Raw genomic sequence first — 18,721 nt, 5'->3', positions numbered from 1 at the left:
AAAAGTTCTAAAAGTCAAACGAATAAATCATAACAACAATTTAACATCTTTATACTACATTTACATTGAGAGAAAAAAATGGGCGGGTTTTGAGCTTTGTGTACTTCATTGACGCGTGCAAAGAACAAGTGCTATAGTATGTTTGCTCTAAAAGCTAAAGGAGCAAAGTTTTCAAAGGACGTGACTATGTGAACGAAACACTATTAGTAATTGATGGATTTAATTTATTAAGCCGCTGTTATTTTGCTACTTCTTATGGAAGAGATGAAGCAGCGTTGACAAGAAACAGTAAGGGCCAATTTACGAATGCCCTGAGAGTAACGATTCAAAAAATGCATGCATTGATTCACCAATATGAGCCAAGCCATATTTTCGTCGCTTGGGATGTTAAACGCGAGGATACAAAACGTAAAGATACATACGCTTTATATAAGCAAACAAGAGCAGAGCTGCCTGATCCGCTGATTCAGCAGTACGAAACGTTAAAGCAATTTTTTGATACAGTAGGCATTTATCAAATGTCATTGTCTTCTTATGAAGCAGATGATTTAATTGGAGCACTTGCAAGCAAGTGGAGTAAGGAAAAGCAAAGTCCAGGGTACATCTATAGCAACGACCGAGACTTGCTTCAGCTCCTAGATCAACATATTTCGCAAATTATTGCTAAAAAGCAGGTTGGCGATCTTGTTTATGGCTTTAAGCACTTTCAAGAAGAATATAATATTCATCCTCGTCAATGGGTGGACGTAAAAGCATTGCTTGGTGACAAATCTGATAATATTCCGGGCGTTCCAGGTGTAGGAGAAAAAGCCGCACTGCCTCTTATTCAACAATATGGCTCTATCCATGAAATTTATGCACAAATTGAACAATTAGATCCAGCTTTTAATCGTTACAAAAAAAAGCTAGCAGAAGGAAAAGAACTAGGTATGCTTAGCCGTGAACTCGCTGAGATTATTATAGACATTCAAGAAATCAGTATGTTGAATTGGGAAGAATTAACATTTATGTATGATTATGAACGATGGAATAAAGGAATTCAAAGTCTAGAACTAAACATTAGGATTCGCTCCTGATTTTTAGTACAATACAATTTATGAACATGAGAAAGGAGTAACAAGCGTGCAACCAATTCATAAAGAAACAGTTCAAAAAAAAATACAAACATTTTTAAATAAAGACGTATATGTACACCTTGAAACGACAAACGGTGCATATGCTTCACACGTAAATGAAAAAGTAATGACAGTTGGGGCTTTTATTCGCAATGGTAAAGTCACTATTTCAAACGGAAAGATAACTGGAGAAGGTCCTTATCGTGTAGGTCTTCAAATTGATTTAGGGTGGATTTATGCAGAGGGATTAACAGATTGGGAAATTGATGAAGAAGGCAGACTTCTTTTAGCAGGGCATGACTTTGAAGGTCGTTTAGCAGTTGCCCTTCAATTAAGTGAACATCCGTTTTCATAACAGAAAAGAGAGGAGAATAGAACATGGAAGAAAGATTATTAATTGTATTTCCGCATCCTGACGATGAAGCATATGGAGCAGCAGGAATGATCACGCAAGCTAGACAAAAAGGAACGCCCGTTACATATGCTTGTGTTACGCTAGGTGAAATGGGACGAAACATGGGTAGACCGCTGTTTGCTAACCGTGAAACTCTACCTCAAATCCGAAAAAAAGAACTTTTAGATTTAGCAAACGTTTTAGACATTCAAGACTTGCGTATGCTAGGGCTTCGTGATAAAACGCTAGAATTTCTTGATATTGATGTTTTTGCAGATAAAATTGAAGAAATTATTAACGATGTAAAGCCGACTCACATTTTAACGCATTACCCTGGCTTTGCAGTACACCCTGATCACAATGCCACGGGAGCAGCTACGATCCAAGCGGTAAAACGTATGCCAAAAGAAAAGCGTCCGGTTGTTTGGTGTCATGCGTTTTCAAAAGATCGTATTGAACATATTGGAGAACCAGATGTTATTTTTGATGTAACAGCGATGAAAGATAAAAAAATTGAAGCGTTAAAAGCCCATCGTTCTCAAACAGAAGGAATGATGAACGCAATTGACTTCGATCGCTTATCTGACTATCCGCAAATGGAACGTCTATTAACAAGAGAAGAATTCTGGACATATAACTGGGAGTAACAGATGAAAAAACAGCGAATTTTATTTATTGGAGCAGGACGAATGGCTGAAGCCGTAGCGGCTGGCTTGGTTACGAGCAGCGCTGATAGTATTGAGGCAGTGGTTATGTCAAACAACGGAGATATCGGTCGGTTACAGCGAGTTGAAAAAACGTACGGCGTACAAACGACGCAAAATTGGCGCCAGGAAGTTGACAATTCGGACGTTATTATTTTAGCGATGCCTCCCGAGGCGCATCCTTCCGTTCTCAAGGAACTTTCGACTCATTTAAATCAGCAATTTGTTGTAACGTTAGCTGCAGGAATTGGTCCGAGTTATTTAGAAAACCACCTTCCTCAGGAAACGCCTGTCGCTTGGATTATGCCAAATACAGCTGCTATGATTGGGCAATCGATGTCCCTGTATACACTTGGAACTTCTGCAACAAAAGAGCATAAAGAAGTGCTTCAAATGATTTTAAAAGGAATTGGTGAAGCGCATGAGTGTTCAGAAAAAGAAGTACATGAGCTAACGGCTGTAACTGGCAGTGCACCTGCGTTTTTATATTATTTTGCAGAATCGTTAATTGATGCAACGACTGCTTACGGTGTGGACGAAAAAACAGCCAAAGATTTAGTTATTCAAATGATGTATGGCTCTGTACAAATGCTGCATGAAACCAAAGATCCTGCGTCTTTAAGAGAGCAAGTAACAACTCCAGGCGGCGCTACTGCCGAAGGATTAAAAGTGATGAAAGAACAAGACTTTTTCTTAACAATGAAGCAGGCAATTGAAGCAACGAATAAAAAAGCAATGGGTGGAAGCTAAAAAAGCTCATACAACCATATGTTAGATAAAAAATCCGAACTATAGTTCAGCATTCTTTCATTAGAATGTTGAATCAGTTCGGATTTTTTTATGAATAGACTTTCTTAACATAAAAATATGCCTCTTTGGAATCGTTTTTTCTCTATGTGCCGAGCTTTTTTAGTCATCGACAAATCGCTTTTTTGTATCAGAAGTTGGGAGCATGCAGTGCTGCTGTTTGCCAAACCACTTATATCGGTTGCGAGCGATCCAGTTGTATACGATATCTCGAATAGGCGCAGGAATGATAATAAGTGCATATAAAAATTTAACGGGTCCATCTAAGCGCTTGGCGATTTTTAAAGCAGCCGTTGATTTTATATATCTTTGTTTTCCATGGATATATACAATGCTGTCTAATTGCTCAGGAAGTAAGCCGTGAGAGGCGAGCTGCTGCTTTCCGAAATCTGATTGAAGAGAGGCGAAAGAAAACAAAGCTTGTTCATCATGTTTAATAATAAATTGAACACTGCTGTTACATAAATTACATATGCCATCAAAAAGAATCAAATGTTTCATTGGACAATTTCGCTCCTATTCCATAAAAAAAGTATAATTACTTGTCATTTTTGAAAAATAAAGGTACGTTTAAAAGATGTGAAAGTGATCCAAATGCAAAGGTAATTCGATTATATAATAAGGACTCATAAGAGTTAAAGGAGAAGGGTATGAAAGAGCAAAACGACGTTGTCTTATACAATAGAATAAAAGAACAAGACAAAAAAGCCCTTGAACTGCTGTATGACAAGTACGAGCGAATTCTTTATTCGTTTGTATACCGGTTAACAAATAGCTCTGATATTGCTGAAGAAGCTGTTCAAGAAGTATTTATTAAGCTGTGGAGAGGAAAGGGAGTTTACAGCGATGAAAAAGGGAAGTTTTCATCATGGCTGTTTACGATTACAAGAAACACCGCGATTGATATGGTGAGAAAAAGAAAAAACGATCCTATTTTCTCAGAAGAAATTTTTGATTTTATTGAAGATGATCATCCTCAGATTGACGAGCATCTTCAGTGGAAAGAAGAACAGCAGAGAGTACGGCACGCTGTATCAAAATTGTCTGAAGACCAAAAAAAGATTATTCAATCCGTTTATTTTAAGGGATTAACGCAGCAAAAAGTAGCAGAAGAGCAGCAAATCCCATTAGGAACAGTAAAGGGTAGGGTGCGATTAGCGTTGCGGAAATTAAAAACATATTTAGGTACCGATGCAGAAGGGAGAGCTGATTCATGAGTATGTGCGATAAACTAATTGATTACTATAATGATCAGTTGACTTCCCATGAGAAAAAAGAGTTTGAAATGCACTTAAAAAACTGTCAAAGCTGTCAGGATGAACTAAAAGAACTGGAGGAAGTTCTTGGAGATCTAACGTATTTGACACCAGAGCAATCTCCTCCTCCAGAAATGAAACAGCGAATACTTGCAAATGTATTCGAAGAAGATCAAGGTGAGACAAAGAGAGAATCAATAGCTTTAAAAAATGAAAAACAATATGCTGCGTCTAAGAAATCAAATAAAAAATCCGTCATTATTGGATTAGCTGCGGCACTTATTTTATCCCTTGTAGGAAACAGCTACTTTCTGTTGAAAGATGGAGACAAAGGCAAACAAGAACCAAATGTTTCGGTTGCTCCTCAAAATGAACCTCTTACATCTGAGAAAACGATGAAGCTGCAGGCAGAGCCGAATGTTTCTGGTGAAGCAACAGCATCTCTGACGAAAAAAGGTGGAAATTTAAATGTGGTCATTCAAGCGAATAACTTGAAAAATGTAAAAGGGAATGAAGTCTATCAGGTATGGCTCATAAAAGGTGATAAGCCTCACCCGGCAGGTGCTTTTGTAACAGATAAAAATGGAAATGGGACAGTGGTCTATACGATGAGCCAAAAAGAACAGAGTGAAAAGTGGGATGTTATGGCCATTACTTTAGAACCGAACGCGAATAATAAGACGCCAAAAGGAAACGTTGTGTTAAGTTCAGCGCTCTAACAAAAACCCTTCTGCTAGCAGAAGGGTTTTTGTTACGTGCAGTTAATCATCTTCAAACTGTATAGCAATGGTTTGATCATTTTCTATCTTATTCAGTCGAATTTCCAATAAACCATTTTTGTACTTAGCGCGAACTGGTTCGTCCGTGTAGTGAAAAGGAAGTTTGACCGTGCGAGAAAATACGCCTGTATGGCGTTCGTTCAGCTTTAGCTTTTGTTTAGATGCTTCATAAGCATAAGGAACGTTCCCTTCAACTGTTAATATATTTGCGTCCAACTTAATTTGAATGTCGTTAGTGGAATGTAGTCCAGGAACTTCAACGACGATAATGCCTTCTTTATCGGTTTCATATAAATCGACGTTTGGAAATCGCTTTGGCAAGATGTGATTTAAATCGCTCCAAAAGTGATTTCCAAGCATATCTTCTACCTTATGCTGAATTGAACCCCAATCAATCTCTTCATATTTTTTACTCAAAGGAACCCCTCCTTATATTCACGTAAATTCCTTCTATATATATGAAAAAAAGAAAATTCAATGCCTGCTTACAAAGAATGAGAAAAATGCGTAAATAAGTGAAAAAATGTGAGGAAAAAAAGAGATTTTGAGTGAAAAAGAAGGATTATGTAGAATAAAAAAAGTATAATTACGTATAGAGCTTTCTATTATTCTAAATGAAAGCAAGTATGTGAAGGGGGAAGTTGAGATGAGAGAAAAGCGTACATCCAGTGGTTTTCTATTAAAACAACGTGCTTTCTTAAAATTATATATGATTACAATGACGGAGCAAGAGCGTCTGTATGGCCTTCGGTTATTAGATGTGTTGAGAGATGAATTTCGACCTTTTGGATTCAAACCTAATCATTCTGAGGTATACAAAGCTCTTCATGACTTGATTGAAGACGGTGTCCTCAAACAGGTGAAGCGTAAAAAAGAAGGAATGAAGCTTCAAGAAGTGGTTTATTATACATTTACAAATGAGGGAGAAGAGAAAGCTAAATTATATAAAAAACAATTAAAAGTAGAGCTGGAGCGGTGTGAAGCTATGATTCAAAAAGCTATTCGTGACAACTTCGGGTCCAAATGAACGTGTCTTTAGTTAGAAAAGACACGTTTTTTCTATAGCTGATTTTGTCGTCTTATGTCGGAATAAAAGTTATAAAATGGGTACAAAGTAGTGTAAAAGATGGATATATAGTTATATTATGGATAAAATACACACTTTTAACATATATGGATGAATTCGATTTTAAAGATTATGCACTATTCATAAATAGTGTACGAATTGATATGATACAAAGTGTATATAAATCTATTTAATACGTTATTTGCCATATTTTAAGAACTTATAAACCGTTATCAGACCATCATTCAAGCATTTTGGTTTTAGCAACTCTGACGAATTTGACTAGATTTGTATCGAGAAGATATTATTTGTTTACTATGAAAGGAATGGATTTTATGAAGTCTACAGGAATTGTAAGAAAAGTAGATGAATTGGGTCGCGTAGTAATTCCTATTGAATTGCGCCGTATTTTAAATATCAACACAGGTGATCCAGTAGAAATATATGTTGATGAAGATATCATTATTTTACAAAAGTATAGCCCGTATGGTGCTTGCTTAGTAACTGGGGAAATTACGCGTGAAAACTTAACCTTTGGTAATGGAAACGTTGTGTTAAGTAAAAAAGGTGCGGAACAGCTTTTACAAGAGTTAGAGCGTACCTTAAATAAATAAGAAGTTTTAGGTCTTAGTATAAGGAAGAATATCCATCCATCTTTAAACCAAAAAAGAACGTTCTTTTGAGAACGTTCTTTTTTGGTTTAAGCCGTTCGAGAAGATTTATCCTCCTCTAGCAGCTGCTTTTTTTGTATTTTTATCAAACGATACGCAAGTCCTGTTGCTCCTGCAGCGAGCCCAGCAATTAGTCCAACCCAATAGCCAAACGCCTGCAAATCGGTGTATTTTGCTAACACAATGCCTAAAGGTAGACCAATTACCCAATAAGATACCAAGGACATTAAAAAGGTTACATTTACGTCCTTATATCCTCGCAGCGCACCTTGAATAGGAGCTTGAAGAGCATCAGAAAGCTGAAAGAAAATTGCATAAATCAAAAAGTGAGAAGTTAATGCCAGTACCTCTGCATCTTTTGTATATAAAGATGCTACGGATTCTCGAAGAGTAAATAAAAGACCTGCGCAAACAAAAGCCATGCCAACAGCAATTGTTATACCAATTCTGCTATAGCTTCGTGCATCTTGATTCCGTTTAGCACCCGCTTCAAATCCTACAACGATTGTTAAAGCCATCGAAATACTCAGTGGAATCATATAGAGAAATGAGGCAAAATTAATAGCTGCTTGGTGAGAAGCGATTGTAATGGTATTATATGAGCTCATAAACAGCGTGACAGCTGAAAAAATACTTGTTTCGAAAAATACGGAAAAACCGATAGGTAAACCAATTTTTAATATTTCTTTCCAGGCAGAAAATGAGATACGGTGAAATTTTTTAAATAAACCGAAGCTAGAAAAAGGCTCTTTTTTATGAATAATTAAAATCGATATGACAAGTATGCACCAATATGTGATGGCCGTTGCATAACCAGAGCCTACGCCACCCAAGTGAGGGAAGCCCAGCTTACCGAAGATTAATACATAGTTTAAAGCCACATTAATCGGAAGCCCTAAAATGGTGACCAGCATAGACGTACGAGTTTGCCCTAAAGCATCAATAAAGTTTCGTAAAACCGTATAAATAAAAAGCGGAATAATACCAAAAGATAAAGCGATTAAATACTGTTTGGCAATGCGCATCACGTTTGCTTCTAAATTCATTCCTTTTAAGATAGGACTAACAACAAAAAAGCCGATTAAAATGATAACAGCGGCCATTAAAATGGAGACATAAAGCCCTTGAATGACAGAGAACGGAACTTTTTTCTTTTGATTAGCTCCCACCAGCTGTGCAACAATTGGTGTAATAGACATTAAAATTCCGCTTAGCCCTGTAAAAACAGGCACCCATAAGCTCGAACCAATTGCTACCCCTGCCAAGTCATCTGCACTAACTCTTCCTGACATCATCGTATCAAAGAAAGTCATTGAAAACATTCCAAACTGGGTGACCAATATCGGAAATAAAATAAAAACGAACTGCTTAACTTTTTGAGACGTTGAAAACGTTTGTTGCATTAAAAAACCCCCAATTTGAAAACATTTACACCAAAAAGCATTATATCACGCAAAGGCTTGTTTTTGCTAAGAGTTCTGACAATAAATTCAAAGAATGTATCCATAAAGAACACACTTTGAAAGGAAGTAAAAGGTAAAGTAGTATATGATTTTAATTTTGAGACGCGGTGGGATATGATAGAAAGTATAGTAGTTATCATTTAACGTGGAGGGATACGTGTGGATTTACAGTTGCAAAGTAAAAATGTACTCATTACCGGTGGATCAAAAGGGATTGGGAAAGCTATAGCTGCTTTGTTTATTCAAGAAGGAGCAAACGTTGGAATTGCTGCAAGAGGAGAGGAAGCATTACAGCATGCACAGTCAGAATTAGAAAACGTACGTACATATACAGCAGATCTAACAAACGAAGCGGATAGAGTTGCGTTAATTAAGAAATTCATTAACGACTTTGGGAGTATTGATATTTTAATTAATAACGCTGGAGGAAGTAATGGAAGCACGGCAATGGAAACAGATTTATCTCTTTTTCAGGAAGCAATGGAGCTAAACTACTTTTCAGCTGTCCACTTGAGCAAGCTAGCAGCAGCTCGTATGACAAAAGATGCGGCAATCGTTAATGTTACGTCTATTTTTGGGAGAGAAAGTGGAGGGAAAGTCACGTACAATAACGCAAAAGCAGCGCTTATCAGCTTTACAAAGTCGTTTGCAGATGAAATGATTTCTAAAGGAATTCGTGTAAATGGAGTAGCGCCTGGAAGCATCTTGCATGAAACGGGTAATTGGAAAAAAAGAATGGATGAAAATCCGGAAAAGATTAAGCAGTTTGTTGAAAATGAAATACCCGCAGGGCGCTTTGGAGAGCCAGAAGAAGTGGCAAACGCCGTTGTTTTTTTAGCATCTTCTCAAGCTTCATGGATAGTAGGTGCGACATTAAACGTAGACGGTGGACAGTCAAAAATGAACTTTTAAAAAAAGTGCAGGAATTTCCTGCACTTTTTCATTATCCAATATCTTTTTGCATACGAGGAATTTGAAAATCTTCATTAATCGCGTCCGCTGTAAGCTGACCTGATAATGTCACCATCGGCACGCCGCCTCCAGGGTGTGTAGAGCCTCCTACAAAATAAAGGTTAGAAAGAAGCTGACTTCTTGCCGGAATTTTAAACCCTCCATTTTTCTTACGGTCAGTTGCTACGCCATAAATGGACCCACCGTTAGCGCCGTAAAGCTCTTGGATATCGTTAGGAGTAAACGTATATTCAAACTCAATGCTGGAACGTAAGTCTTCTAATCCCATTGCCTCAAGCTTTTTTAGTACGACATCACGGTAGCGGTCTTTTAATGCAGCCCAGTCGTCGCCTTCTTTTAAAGGAGGTACATGAGTAAGAACGAACAGGTTTTCTTTTCCTTCAGGAGCTTGCGTAGGGTCTGATTTAGACGATACGCCAATGTAAATTGTCGGATCCATGGCTACTTGACCTTTGTTAAAGATTGTATCAAACTCTTCTTTCTGATCCTTTGAGAAGAAGAAATTATGATGTTGAAGCTGTTTGTACTGTTTGTTAACCCCTAATAAAAGAACAAGGCCAGAAACAGTAGGTTCAAATTTTGCAAGCTGCTGAGTTTGCTTAGCTGCTTGCGCATGATTTTTTAATAAATAGCGGTAAGTTGGAATGGCTTCTAGATTAGATACCACAACATCTGCTGATAGGCTTTCACCGTTTTCTAGTGTAATTCCAGTTGCCTTTGCTCCGCTTGTTGTGATTTCTTTTACCGGCGTATTTAGATGCACAGTGACGCCAAGTTCTTGAAGGAGCTTATCCATCGCTTCAGCAATTTTGTACATTCCGCCTTTTACGTAATAAATACCTAATCCTAGCTGAACGTGAGCAAGCTGTGTTAATACAGCCGGTGCATGATAAGGAGAAGAGCCGATGTACATAATTAAAAAATTAAACAATTGACGCAAATGTTTGTTTGAAAAATATTTGCGTGTAGTAGCATCCATAGATCTCATTGGATCCATTTGAAGCAGTTCTTTTACCGTGTGCATCGTTCGTAAATCGTGCAGTCCAGATAAACTTTTTTTATAAAAACTTTTTAAGTTCGATTCGTACATTTTATTTGCATAAGATAAATAGTCAAAAAAACCTTCAATGTCTTCTGGAGCAAGTTCTTGAAGCTGCTGAAGCATGCGAGGAAGGTCACTGGTCAAATCAATTTGTGTTCCATCTTGGAAAAAAGTTCTCCACTGAGGCTCAATTCGTTCTATTGTCAAGTAGTCGTGGATATTGCGGCCTGCACTGTCAAACAGCTGCTCTAGCACCCACGGCATTGTTAAAATAGAAGGTCCCGTATCGAAAGAAAACCCTTTGCCGCTGCGAATATTTAACTTACCGCCAATTCGCTCGCTTTTTTCAACGACTGTTACATCATATCCATCAGCTGACAGACGAATAGCAGCTGACAGACCACCTAAACCTGCGCCTACAACAATTACTTTCTTTTTCATCTTTTTCCTCCTTATAAAACAAAAGCGAGTTGTCAACAATGTGTATAAAATGACTTCACGCAAAATAAAAATAGGTCTACAACTTTTTATTTTGTCCAGTTCGCTAATTTTCATACGTGAAGGAAAGGAGAAAGAGATGTCTTTTTTACTGGTTGCTCTTGTCTTGACAGGTACGCTTGTCATCACTATCCCTACATTTAAACGTGTAAAAATAGTAAGAAACGATATGTCATGTTTATCCATTATTATTCCAGCTAGAAATGAAGAAAAAAACCTTACCTTTTTATTGCAGTCACTCCAGTTACAGAACGCTGACTTTGAAGTGATTGTTGTAGATGACAACTCAACAGATCATACTGAGCGGGTAGCCAAAGCATTTGGCGTGAAAGTAGTGCACCCGGGGACACTTCCAGCTGGATGGTTAGGAAAGTCATGGGCATGCTGGAATGGAGCAAGAGAAGCAAAAGGCTCGGTGCTTTTGTTTTTAGATGCTGATCTTACAGTAGAGAAAGACGGAATTGAAAAAGTATTTTTCTACTATCAACAGCAAGGGGGGGTGCTGTCGGTTCATCCTTATCATCTTGTTAAGAGGCCTTATGAAATGTTTTCTGCTTTATTTCACTATGTTACGTTTGCATCGATTGGCGCTTTTCACCCCTTTAAAAATTGGAAAAGTCCTTCCGTCGGTTTCGGGCAGTGCTTGCTTTGCAGCGCAGCCTCCTACTTTCAAAGCGGAGGTCACGAAGGGATAAAAAAAGAAGTGGTTGAAAATATGGCACTGGTTGAGAAAATGAGCAAACAAGGTGAATTTATTACGTGTATGAGTGGACAAGGAGCTCTTTCCATGCGCATGTATCCAGATGGTATGAAAAGCCTGATAAGAGGGTGGAGTAAAAGCTTTGCTTCAGGTGCGGGGAAAACGGAAGCCATTTATTTATTTCTAGTAAGTTTATGGCTTACTAGCATGATTAATTATGTTCTTTTTTTACCTACTCTATGGAATCAACATGCAGGCTTGGCAATTAGCAGTTATGTTTGCTATGTCAGTCTCTTATTTAATAGCTTAAGAAAAATAGGTTCGTTTACTTTTTTTTCTTTGTGCTTATTTCCTATTCACGTGCTGTTTTTTCTTGGCCTATTCGTATGGTCTTTCATCCAAACAGCGGTGAGAAAGCAAGTTAAATGGAAAGAACGCAGCATATCTATAGAAGAAGAAAAAAAGAAGAAAGTGATAAAATGACAGGCGCTCAGCTCTTAATTAATATCATGGCATGGTTTGTGATTCACATGTTCATCGCCTACAGGTGCACAAAAATTTCTGCCTTTTATTTAAAAAAAGACCTTGCGCTGTTTAAGGTTCACAGCTGGGAAACAGTTGGAATATATAAAAAATTCGGGGTACACCGATGGAAAACGTGGCTTCCTGATGCAGGAAAGCTATTTAAACGAGGGTTTTATAAAAAGAAATGGGAGAGTAGAACGAAGGAATATGCACAGCTTTTTTTAATGGAAACAAATCGAGCAGAGTTAACTCACTGGATCAGCATACTTCCTTCTATTCTTTTTTTTATATGGAACTCTCCTTCTATAGGTGTTTGGATGGTTATTTATGCGATTATTGCAAACGTACCGTTTATTTTGGTTCAACGATATAATCGAATACGGATTCATCAAGTCGTTTTAAAACTCAAACGAAATTAATTAACGTGCCTTTGGCTCCGAGTAGGGGCCTCGGTTTTTATCTTTTTCTCCTTATTTGAAGACAATAATTTCTTGGATAAAAGAAAAAAAGAAGCAAAGGCGATATAAATACTAAAAAACACTAAAAATCCCCATAAGCCTGCTATGGCATCATCAAATTCCATGTTGCCTCGAGTGGTAATTCCTTGCTGAATTTCAATAGCAAAAACTAAGACAAGCATAACGGTAAGAGTGTAGATAAAAGAAATAGCTGTAATACTAAATTTCCATTTTGACAATAATTTAAAGATCATATAAACGCTTAAAAACGTGAGCAGTCCAATAATGCCAATAATCCAGAAGTGAAGTTCTTTATCTGAAAGAGAAAATCCTAGTAAATAAAAAATATAAATTAATCCATCGTGCAATACATTAATAATATTTGTAATGAAAACAATACATTCTTTCATTTTTTCTCCTTTATAAAAATGTAAGACGTTTAAACTTCTAGGTATACAAGTATACGTAGCCCGTACTCATTCCAATTTTATATAAAAAATGCACTTTCTAGATCAAATATTAAAGAGATCTGAAATTTCAAATAATATTTATAATTTATATTATAAACAAAAAGGTAAAAAAATAAAAATTTTCGATGCAAACTGACACATTTTTTTCATATTTAAAGAAAGAAATAACTCAGAATATGTGGTTTACTGTAGAAAGAAAAGAAAATAAGAGGCATTGATATAACAAATATTCACAAGTGCTTTTATGCATTCTCTTGTAAAGCAGAAGGAAAACTAAGGCAAGTGTTAAATTTATATGTATAGTGGACAAAATAAAAAATAAATATAAAATAGTGAAACCTAAAGAGAAGCTGTCCGTATTAAATAGTGAGAAGAAAAAAGCGCAGGATATATTTGTGTTTGAAAGCCGATAGAGCTGGGAATAAGAAAGTAGTTATTTTCTCACGTTTGGTGAAAATTATACGTAGCGGTGTTGACAATTTTTTTTAAAGAGTTAAAATGTGAAAGAACAGATTAGCTCTCTTACATTTTTTGTAAGGGAGATTTCTTTTTACATTTACTATAAAAATAAAAGTGAGCTTAAATTTCAATAGAGACAGAGGTGGGAATATGAAACAGCTCATGACAAACGGTAAAAATATTTTTTCGAAACAGCTGCCGTTATTTCTAATTGCAGTTTTGTTGTTTTGGATTAAAACGTATACCGTTTATCGTATCGAATTTAACTTAGGGCTAGATAATTTTATGCAAAAGTTCTTACTTTTCATAAACCCAATTGGTTCGGCAATTTTCTTTTTTGCCATTGCATTACTATTTAAAGGGCGCGGAAAAGTACGAGCACTGCTTGGAATGAATTTTTTACTTTCATTCATCCTGTACGCAAATGTAGTGTACTATCGCTTCTTTAATGATTTTATTACTGTTCCTGTATTGACTCAGTCAAACAACTTTGGTCAATTAGGCGGCAGTGCCATGGCTTTAATCAGCCCAACTGATATTTTATACTTCACAGATTTCTTTATTCTTTTAGTTTTAGTACTATGGAAAAAAGTTGACTTACCAGCAACAATTAGTCGACGTACTGTGACAGGTGTATTTTTATCAGGGATTTTATTCTTAAGTGCCAACATTGCACTAGCGGAAATGGATCGTCCTCAACTATTAACGAGAACATTTGACCGCAACTATTTAGTAAAATATTTAGGAACGTATAACTATACGATCTATGACATCATCCAGAGCTCGAAATCTTCAGCACAGCGCGCGCTAGCAGATAGCAGTGATGTGGCTGAGGTAGAGAACTATGCAAAAGCAACGTATGCTGAGCCGAACAAAGAATATTTCGGTCAAGCAAAAGGCAAAAACGTTATCTATATTTCATTAGAATCACTTCAGTCATTTATGATTGGTTATAAGTTAAATGGTGAAGAAGTAACGCCATTCTTAAATTCACTATTAAAAGATCAGAACACAATGTATTTCGATAACTTCTTCCATCAAACAGGGCAAGGTAAAACGTCAGATGCTGAATTCATGATGGAGAACTCATTATTCGGCTTACCTCAGGGTTCTGTATTTACAACAAAAGCAAATAACACCTATCAGTCGCTATCTGGTATTCTAGATCAGCAAGGCTATACAACATCTGTGTTCCACGGAAATGGAAAATCGTTCTGGAACCGTGATGAGATGTATAAATCAATGGGTGTAGAAAAATTCTTTGATTCAGCTTATTACAATATGTCAGACGAAGATACGCTGAACTATGGTTTAAAAGATAAACCATTCTTTAAAGAATCAATGCCGTACCTAAAAGGCTTAAAGCAGCCATTTAGCGCGAAGTTCATTACGTTATCAAACCACTTCCCTTATCCATTAGATAAGGAAGACCAAACGATTGGACCTCATAATACGGGAGATAAGTCAGTTGACCAATACTTCCAAACGGCTCGTTATTTAGATGAATCAATTAAGCAATTCTTTGAGGACTTACAGGCCTCTGGTTTAGCAGACAATACGATGGTTGTGATGTACGGTGACCACTATGGTATTTCTGAAAACCATAAGCGTGCAATGGGCAAAGTAATGGGTAAAAACATCAATGATTTTGAACAAGCTCAACTGCAGCGCGTACCATTATTTATTACTTCACCAGGCCTTAAAGGCGGCGTAAATCATACGTATGGTGGAGATGTAGATGTTCGTCCAACAGTGATGCATTTATTAGGTCTTGATACAAAAGACTATATTGACTTTGGTACAGACTTATTATCAAAAGAACATCAGCAAGTTGTACCTTTCCGTAACGGTGATTTTGTTACACCGAAGGTAACAAAAGTTGATCAGAAAGTGTATGACAACGCAACGGGCAAGCAGCTTTCAGATAAGGAAGCGAAACAGTATGATAAGTATGATGAACTAGTTAAGAAAAAGCTAGAACTATCAGATAAACTTGTTTACGGAGACTTACTCCGCTTTCATACACCAGAAGGGTTCAAACCAATTGAACGTTCGAAGTATGATTACAACAAGCGCGAAGATCAATAAAAAACAGGCAGCTATAAAAGCTGCCTGTTTTTTTGTTTTGTGAAACTTTTAAGGGATTTATCCGTATATAAATTATAACAGTAATCGTTTTAAGAGATGGGAAGACAATGGTATAATATGTATACGTTTAAAAGTTCGGTCACATTTAAGATAGGAGTGAAAGCGATGAAAGTCGTTCGAATCATAAAAAAGATTCTTGCCATTTGGGTAACAGGAGCAGTAGCCGTTCCGGTCAGCTATTTTGGATTCAGTACCACGATGATTCAATCCGTTGGCATTAGTATAGGAGTAATGGTCGTGATGAGCCTGTTTTTTATTATGAGCAGTGCTCGACGTCATTATCAAAATCCATATAGAGAAGAAATTGCATACGTGCGTCATCAAGTAAAAGAGGCAAGAAAGCAATTAAGAACCATTGGAAGCTATCGTTTTAAAATTCGGTCTGTTCATATGTGGACAGAACTTTCTAAACTATACAAAGTAGGCAAAAGCATCATTGAAATGGTAGAAAAAGAGCCCGCACGATATAAAGATGTTCAGCCCTTTTTTACGAACTACTTACAATCAACGGTTACCGTCATTGAAAGGTATATGTTTTTATTATCAAAACCAACGAAAAGCATAGAAGTAAAAGAAAGTCTTCATGAAGCGGAAGACATGCTGCGCGGGTTATCAGGGAAGTATGAGCATTTATTAACAAATGCTCTTTCACAAGATAAGCTGACATTAGATGTAGAGCTTAAAGTGCTAAAGCAAGCATTTGAAGAAGAGCAGCCGTATATACCGACAGCTACTAATCGCACAAAGTAATGTAAATGCAAAGGATGGGATTTTATGATGAAAGAATATGATCAAAATAAATCGTTAGATGCGCTGCTTGATGATCCTTTTGCTTCGCCTACCCCGCAGTTACAACCGGATACTCGCGCTGCAAAAAGAAACACATACGATGATTTGACACCGGAATATCAGGAAAAAGCACAGAAAATCGCAAATCAAATTGATTATAAAAATCAGCAGGCTATCTTACAGTACGGGGTAGCAGCTCAGTCAGAACTATCTCAGTTTTCTCAATCTGTACTACAGCATGTTCAAACGAAAGATACGGGACCAGTAGGAGACGTTATAGGAGATTTGATGAGTAAGATTCGCCAAGTAAATCCCGATGACTTTTCTTCAAAGAAAAAAGGAGTCATCGGTCGATTGTTTTCAGGAGTCTCTAGGCCTATTCAAAATTTATTAACAAAATATCAAAGCATTAATGTTGAAATTGATAAAATTGCAGATAAGTTAGAGCGCTCAAAACAAATGCTGTATCGAGACATTACAATGTTAGATAGCTTATATGATAAAAATAAACAGTTTTATGAGGCGCTTAACGTTTACATTGCAGCGGCAGAATACAAGTTAGTGGCGCTGCAGAATGAAACGCTGCCCCAGCTGCAGCAAACAGCCTCTCAAAAAAATGACTACTTAATGGCTCAGGAGGTCAATGATTTAAATCAATTTATCAATAGGCTAGAAAAACGAGTGCACGATTTAAAGCTGAGCCGTCAAATTGCCATTCAAAGTGCACCGCAGATTCGATTAATTCAAGAAGTCAATCAGACCCTTGTGGAAAAAATTCAAAGCTCTATTTTAACAGCTATTCCACTTTGGAAAAATCAAGTAGTCATCGCAACCACTTTATTACGCCAAAAGAAAGCAATGGAAGCCCAAAAACAAGTATCTAAGACAACAAACGACTTGCTTACTAAAAATTCAGAGCTGCTCAAGCAGAATACAATTGAAGTAGCTCGTGAAAACGAGGCGGGGATTGTCGATATCGAAACATTGAAAAAAACGCAGTCCGACTTGATTACTACGTTAGAAGAAGTACTAAAGATACAAGAAGAAGGGCGTACGAAGCGTACCGAGGCAGAATCAGAGCTGTATCAAATGGAAAAAGATTTAAAAACTAAACTGTTAGATATGAAATAAAGAAAAAGTCGGTTTACACACTTTGTAAACCGACTTTTTTTCTGATTTATGCATTTTGAAGCGTTCTCGCCATTTCCAAAAGCGGAGTTAAATCCCTTTCGGATTTAGGAGCAAAGATCGTTAATCGGAAAGTAGGGTGTTGATTTTGCTTTCGAACAAGAAAGCCGTATGCATTACTTTTATCATCGGACGCTTTGTACGCAGCTTCTATCTCTAAGCTAGATTGAATGAGGTGCGTGTCAAGGGAAGCCACTTCCGAAAAGCCAGCTCTTAAAATTTCTTTTGTTTCTTTCTTCAGCTCCTCTACACTTTTATTTGAGGGAAACACTTCAATCCGCATCCACAAAGCATCATTTTTTTTATTGTAAATGACATCTTTTCGGGGCTCTTCTTCTGTAAACTCGTATCCTTCTAGTACGTAAAGCGTATAGTTTTGATTACTGCTTCTTTTAAGATAACCTACATCTGTTCTGCTGCTTCCTTTGTAAGGATAGGTGAAGTTTTGCTGTGGCAAGCGTTCTCTTGGAATTTCTTTTTGTGTGTTGATAAGCTCTTCGCGAAAAGCAGTTGAACAGCCACTCATCAAACATATAAAACAAACAAGAAATATCTTTTTTTTCATAGCTGGCTTCCTTATCTATTTTCATTCATGCGTTTTTACTGAGTTAACAATTGAAATTAACTTTTTTTCATCATCGGAATTTTTAGCCGTAACCATCGTGATTTTTAAAGCAGGGTGCCCCTTTGTTTCTCTTAATACATATAGTTTTGCCGTTTCTTTTTTACTCCCAGACATAGATGCAAACACAACGGGTTGAATAAATGGGGATGTAGAAGAAATTTTTAACGATTTTCCAAACTGGTCATCAAACAATTCTTTTGAACGATCTAGATATGATGTGCTTGTACTTTCTTTCCCGGAAAGGACTTCAATTCGCATCCACGTATAGGGAGTCTTGGTTGAAAAAAGAATATCTTTTCCATCTTCTTCTTTTTGAAGCGTATATTCACCGGGCAATGAAAGAGAATATCCTTGTTCGCTTACGGTGAGCTGCTGATGTTTCTCGTTGCTTTCACTGATTGCTTTAACAGAAGGCAGTATAACCATGGTTCCGCTTATCATTAACAGAAGCGCTAAATAAAATTTTCGCATGTATATATCTCCTATTCAAAACGCTAGACAGCGTGTAATTACTATATAAAAATGTTTTCGCCATGTTAGAACCCGTAGGTTTATTTTTGACTTTTTGGTAAAGCTAAAAACACAATCAATT

Annotated in this window: 21 protein-coding genes; 14 read left to right on the top strand and 7 right to left on the bottom strand. The window is 36.9% G+C overall.

What is annotated here, in order from left to right:
- The first annotated feature begins 188 nt into the window (after positions 1-188).
- The 4 genes from ACRPLQ_RS16785 to proC are packed head-to-tail and all read left to right on the top strand — an operon-like array spanning position 189 to position 2,963.
- Entirely contained in the window at positions 189-1,076 is an 888-nt protein-coding gene (locus tag ACRPLQ_RS16785; protein ID WP_430078534.1) for a 5'-3' exonuclease, read from the top strand.
- A gap of 46 nt (positions 1,077-1,122) precedes the next feature.
- A complete protein-coding gene (locus ACRPLQ_RS16780) occupies positions 1,123-1,470 on the top strand; it encodes a YojF family protein (protein WP_013056714.1) in 348 nt (115 codons plus the stop codon).
- Positions 1,471-1,493: 23 nt separating this feature from the next.
- Complete coding sequence (gene bshB2 / locus ACRPLQ_RS16775) at positions 1,494-2,156, top strand: bacillithiol biosynthesis deacetylase BshB2 (protein ID WP_013056715.1); 663 nt, start codon at positions 1,494-1,496, stop codon at positions 2,154-2,156.
- Between the two features lie 3 nt (positions 2,157-2,159).
- The gene (gene proC, locus ACRPLQ_RS16770; protein WP_028413631.1) at positions 2,160-2,963 is read left to right on the top strand and encodes a pyrroline-5-carboxylate reductase; all 804 of its coding nucleotides are present in this window, start codon (positions 2,160-2,162) and stop codon (positions 2,961-2,963) included.
- 159 nt (positions 2,964-3,122) lie between these two features.
- On the opposite strand, the gene ACRPLQ_RS16765 is transcribed toward proC, so the two are convergent.
- Positions 3,123-3,521 carry a thiol-disulfide oxidoreductase DCC family protein gene (locus ACRPLQ_RS16765; protein WP_028413630.1) on the bottom strand — a complete coding sequence of 133 codons (399 nt, stop codon included), beginning with the start codon at positions 3,519-3,521 and terminating at the stop codon, positions 3,123-3,125.
- A gap of 149 nt (positions 3,522-3,670) precedes the next feature.
- Between ACRPLQ_RS16765 and ACRPLQ_RS16760 the strand changes: the two genes are divergently transcribed.
- Together ACRPLQ_RS16760 and ACRPLQ_RS16755 are read left to right on the top strand one after the other, a co-directional pair.
- The gene (locus ACRPLQ_RS16760; RefSeq protein WP_028413629.1) at positions 3,671-4,237 is read left to right on the top strand and encodes an RNA polymerase sigma factor; all 567 of its coding nucleotides are present in this window, start codon (positions 3,671-3,673) and stop codon (positions 4,235-4,237) included.
- Positions 4,234-4,995, top strand: coding sequence for an anti-sigma factor (locus ACRPLQ_RS16755; RefSeq protein ID WP_028413628.1), 762 nt, complete (start codon positions 4,234-4,236; stop codon positions 4,993-4,995). The genes ACRPLQ_RS16760 and ACRPLQ_RS16755 overlap by 4 nt, the downstream gene beginning before the upstream one ends.
- A 42-nt stretch (positions 4,996-5,037) precedes the next feature.
- Here the strand turns inward: ACRPLQ_RS16755 and ACRPLQ_RS16750 are convergent, their stop codons facing one another.
- Positions 5,038-5,472, bottom strand: coding sequence for an Hsp20/alpha crystallin family protein (locus tag ACRPLQ_RS16750; protein WP_013082862.1), 435 nt, complete (start codon positions 5,470-5,472; stop codon positions 5,038-5,040).
- Positions 5,473-5,701: 229 nt separating this feature from the next.
- Between ACRPLQ_RS16750 and ACRPLQ_RS16745 the strand changes: the two genes are divergently transcribed.
- Together ACRPLQ_RS16745 and ACRPLQ_RS16740 are read left to right on the top strand one after the other, a co-directional pair.
- The gene (locus ACRPLQ_RS16745) at positions 5,702-6,082 is read left to right on the top strand and encodes a helix-turn-helix transcriptional regulator (RefSeq protein WP_013056721.1); all 381 of its coding nucleotides are present in this window, start codon (positions 5,702-5,704) and stop codon (positions 6,080-6,082) included.
- A 374-nt stretch (positions 6,083-6,456) separates the two neighbouring features.
- A complete protein-coding gene (locus ACRPLQ_RS16740; RefSeq protein ID WP_025752053.1) occupies positions 6,457-6,735 on the top strand; it encodes an AbrB/MazE/SpoVT family DNA-binding domain-containing protein in 279 nt (92 codons plus the stop codon).
- A gap of 86 nt (positions 6,736-6,821) precedes the next feature.
- On the opposite strand, the gene ACRPLQ_RS16735 is transcribed toward ACRPLQ_RS16740, so the two are convergent.
- The gene (locus tag ACRPLQ_RS16735; protein WP_028413627.1) at positions 6,822-8,195 is read right to left on the bottom strand and encodes an MATE family efflux transporter; all 1,374 of its coding nucleotides are present in this window, start codon (positions 8,193-8,195) and stop codon (positions 6,822-6,824) included.
- Between the two features lie 219 nt (positions 8,196-8,414).
- On the opposite strand from ACRPLQ_RS16735, the gene ACRPLQ_RS16730 reads away from it, so the two are divergent.
- Positions 8,415-9,167 carry an SDR family NAD(P)-dependent oxidoreductase gene (locus ACRPLQ_RS16730; protein ID WP_028413626.1) on the top strand — a complete coding sequence of 251 codons (753 nt, stop codon included), beginning with the start codon at positions 8,415-8,417 and terminating at the stop codon, positions 9,165-9,167.
- Between the two features lie 31 nt (positions 9,168-9,198).
- Here ACRPLQ_RS16730 and ACRPLQ_RS16725 read toward each other — a convergent pair whose 3' ends face one another.
- A complete protein-coding gene (locus tag ACRPLQ_RS16725; protein WP_028413625.1) occupies positions 9,199-10,710 on the bottom strand; it encodes a phytoene desaturase family protein in 1,512 nt (503 codons plus the stop codon).
- 136 nt (positions 10,711-10,846) lie between these two features.
- Here ACRPLQ_RS16725 and ACRPLQ_RS16720 point away from each other — a divergent pair, with 136 nt between their 5' ends.
- Both ACRPLQ_RS16720 and ACRPLQ_RS16715 read left to right on the top strand, forming a co-directional pair.
- Entirely contained in the window at positions 10,847-11,950 is a 1,104-nt protein-coding gene (locus tag ACRPLQ_RS16720; RefSeq protein ID WP_034269311.1) for a glycosyltransferase, read from the top strand.
- Positions 11,893-12,411, top strand: a complete 519-nt coding sequence (locus ACRPLQ_RS16715; RefSeq protein ID WP_228307693.1) for a glycosyl-4,4'-diaponeurosporenoate acyltransferase — start codon at positions 11,893-11,895, stop codon at positions 12,409-12,411. Before ACRPLQ_RS16720 ends, ACRPLQ_RS16715 begins: the two co-directional genes overlap by 58 nt.
- On the opposite strand, the gene ACRPLQ_RS16710 is transcribed toward ACRPLQ_RS16715, so the two are convergent.
- A complete protein-coding gene (locus ACRPLQ_RS16710; protein ID WP_013056728.1) occupies positions 12,408-12,860 on the bottom strand; it encodes a hypothetical protein in 453 nt (150 codons plus the stop codon). The two genes, ACRPLQ_RS16715 and ACRPLQ_RS16710, sit on opposite strands and share 4 nt — an antisense overlap.
- A 669-nt stretch (positions 12,861-13,529) precedes the next feature.
- On the opposite strand from ACRPLQ_RS16710, the gene ACRPLQ_RS16705 reads away from it, so the two are divergent.
- From ACRPLQ_RS16705 to ACRPLQ_RS16695, 3 genes are all read left to right on the top strand, one after another.
- The gene (locus tag ACRPLQ_RS16705) at positions 13,530-15,467 is read left to right on the top strand and encodes an LTA synthase family protein (RefSeq protein WP_013056729.1); all 1,938 of its coding nucleotides are present in this window, start codon (positions 13,530-13,532) and stop codon (positions 15,465-15,467) included.
- Positions 15,468-15,632: 165 nt separating this feature from the next.
- Positions 15,633-16,277 carry a 5-bromo-4-chloroindolyl phosphate hydrolysis family protein gene (locus tag ACRPLQ_RS16700; protein WP_028413622.1) on the top strand — a complete coding sequence of 215 codons (645 nt, stop codon included), beginning with the start codon at positions 15,633-15,635 and terminating at the stop codon, positions 16,275-16,277.
- Between the two features lie 24 nt (positions 16,278-16,301).
- Complete coding sequence (locus ACRPLQ_RS16695) at positions 16,302-17,447, top strand: toxic anion resistance protein (protein ID WP_028413621.1); 1,146 nt, start codon at positions 16,302-16,304, stop codon at positions 17,445-17,447.
- Positions 17,448-17,493: 46 nt separating this feature from the next.
- On the opposite strand, the gene ACRPLQ_RS16690 is transcribed toward ACRPLQ_RS16695, so the two are convergent.
- Positions 17,494-18,069: a hypothetical protein gene (locus ACRPLQ_RS16690; RefSeq protein ID WP_432236176.1), complete on the bottom strand. Its 576-nt coding sequence runs from the start codon at positions 18,067-18,069 to the stop codon at positions 17,494-17,496.
- A 21-nt stretch (positions 18,070-18,090) separates the two neighbouring features.
- Complete coding sequence (locus ACRPLQ_RS16685; protein WP_165635938.1) at positions 18,091-18,600, bottom strand: hypothetical protein; 510 nt, start codon at positions 18,598-18,600, stop codon at positions 18,091-18,093.
- Between the last annotated feature and the right edge of the window lie 121 nt (positions 18,601-18,721).

Origin of the sequence: Priestia sp. TRN 1309, from assembly GCF_050846875.1 — a bacterium.
GTDB classification, from domain to species: domain Bacteria; phylum Bacillota; class Bacilli; order Bacillales; family Bacillaceae_H; genus Priestia; species Priestia zanthoxyli.
This window is presented reverse-complemented; position numbering and strand designations above follow the sequence as displayed.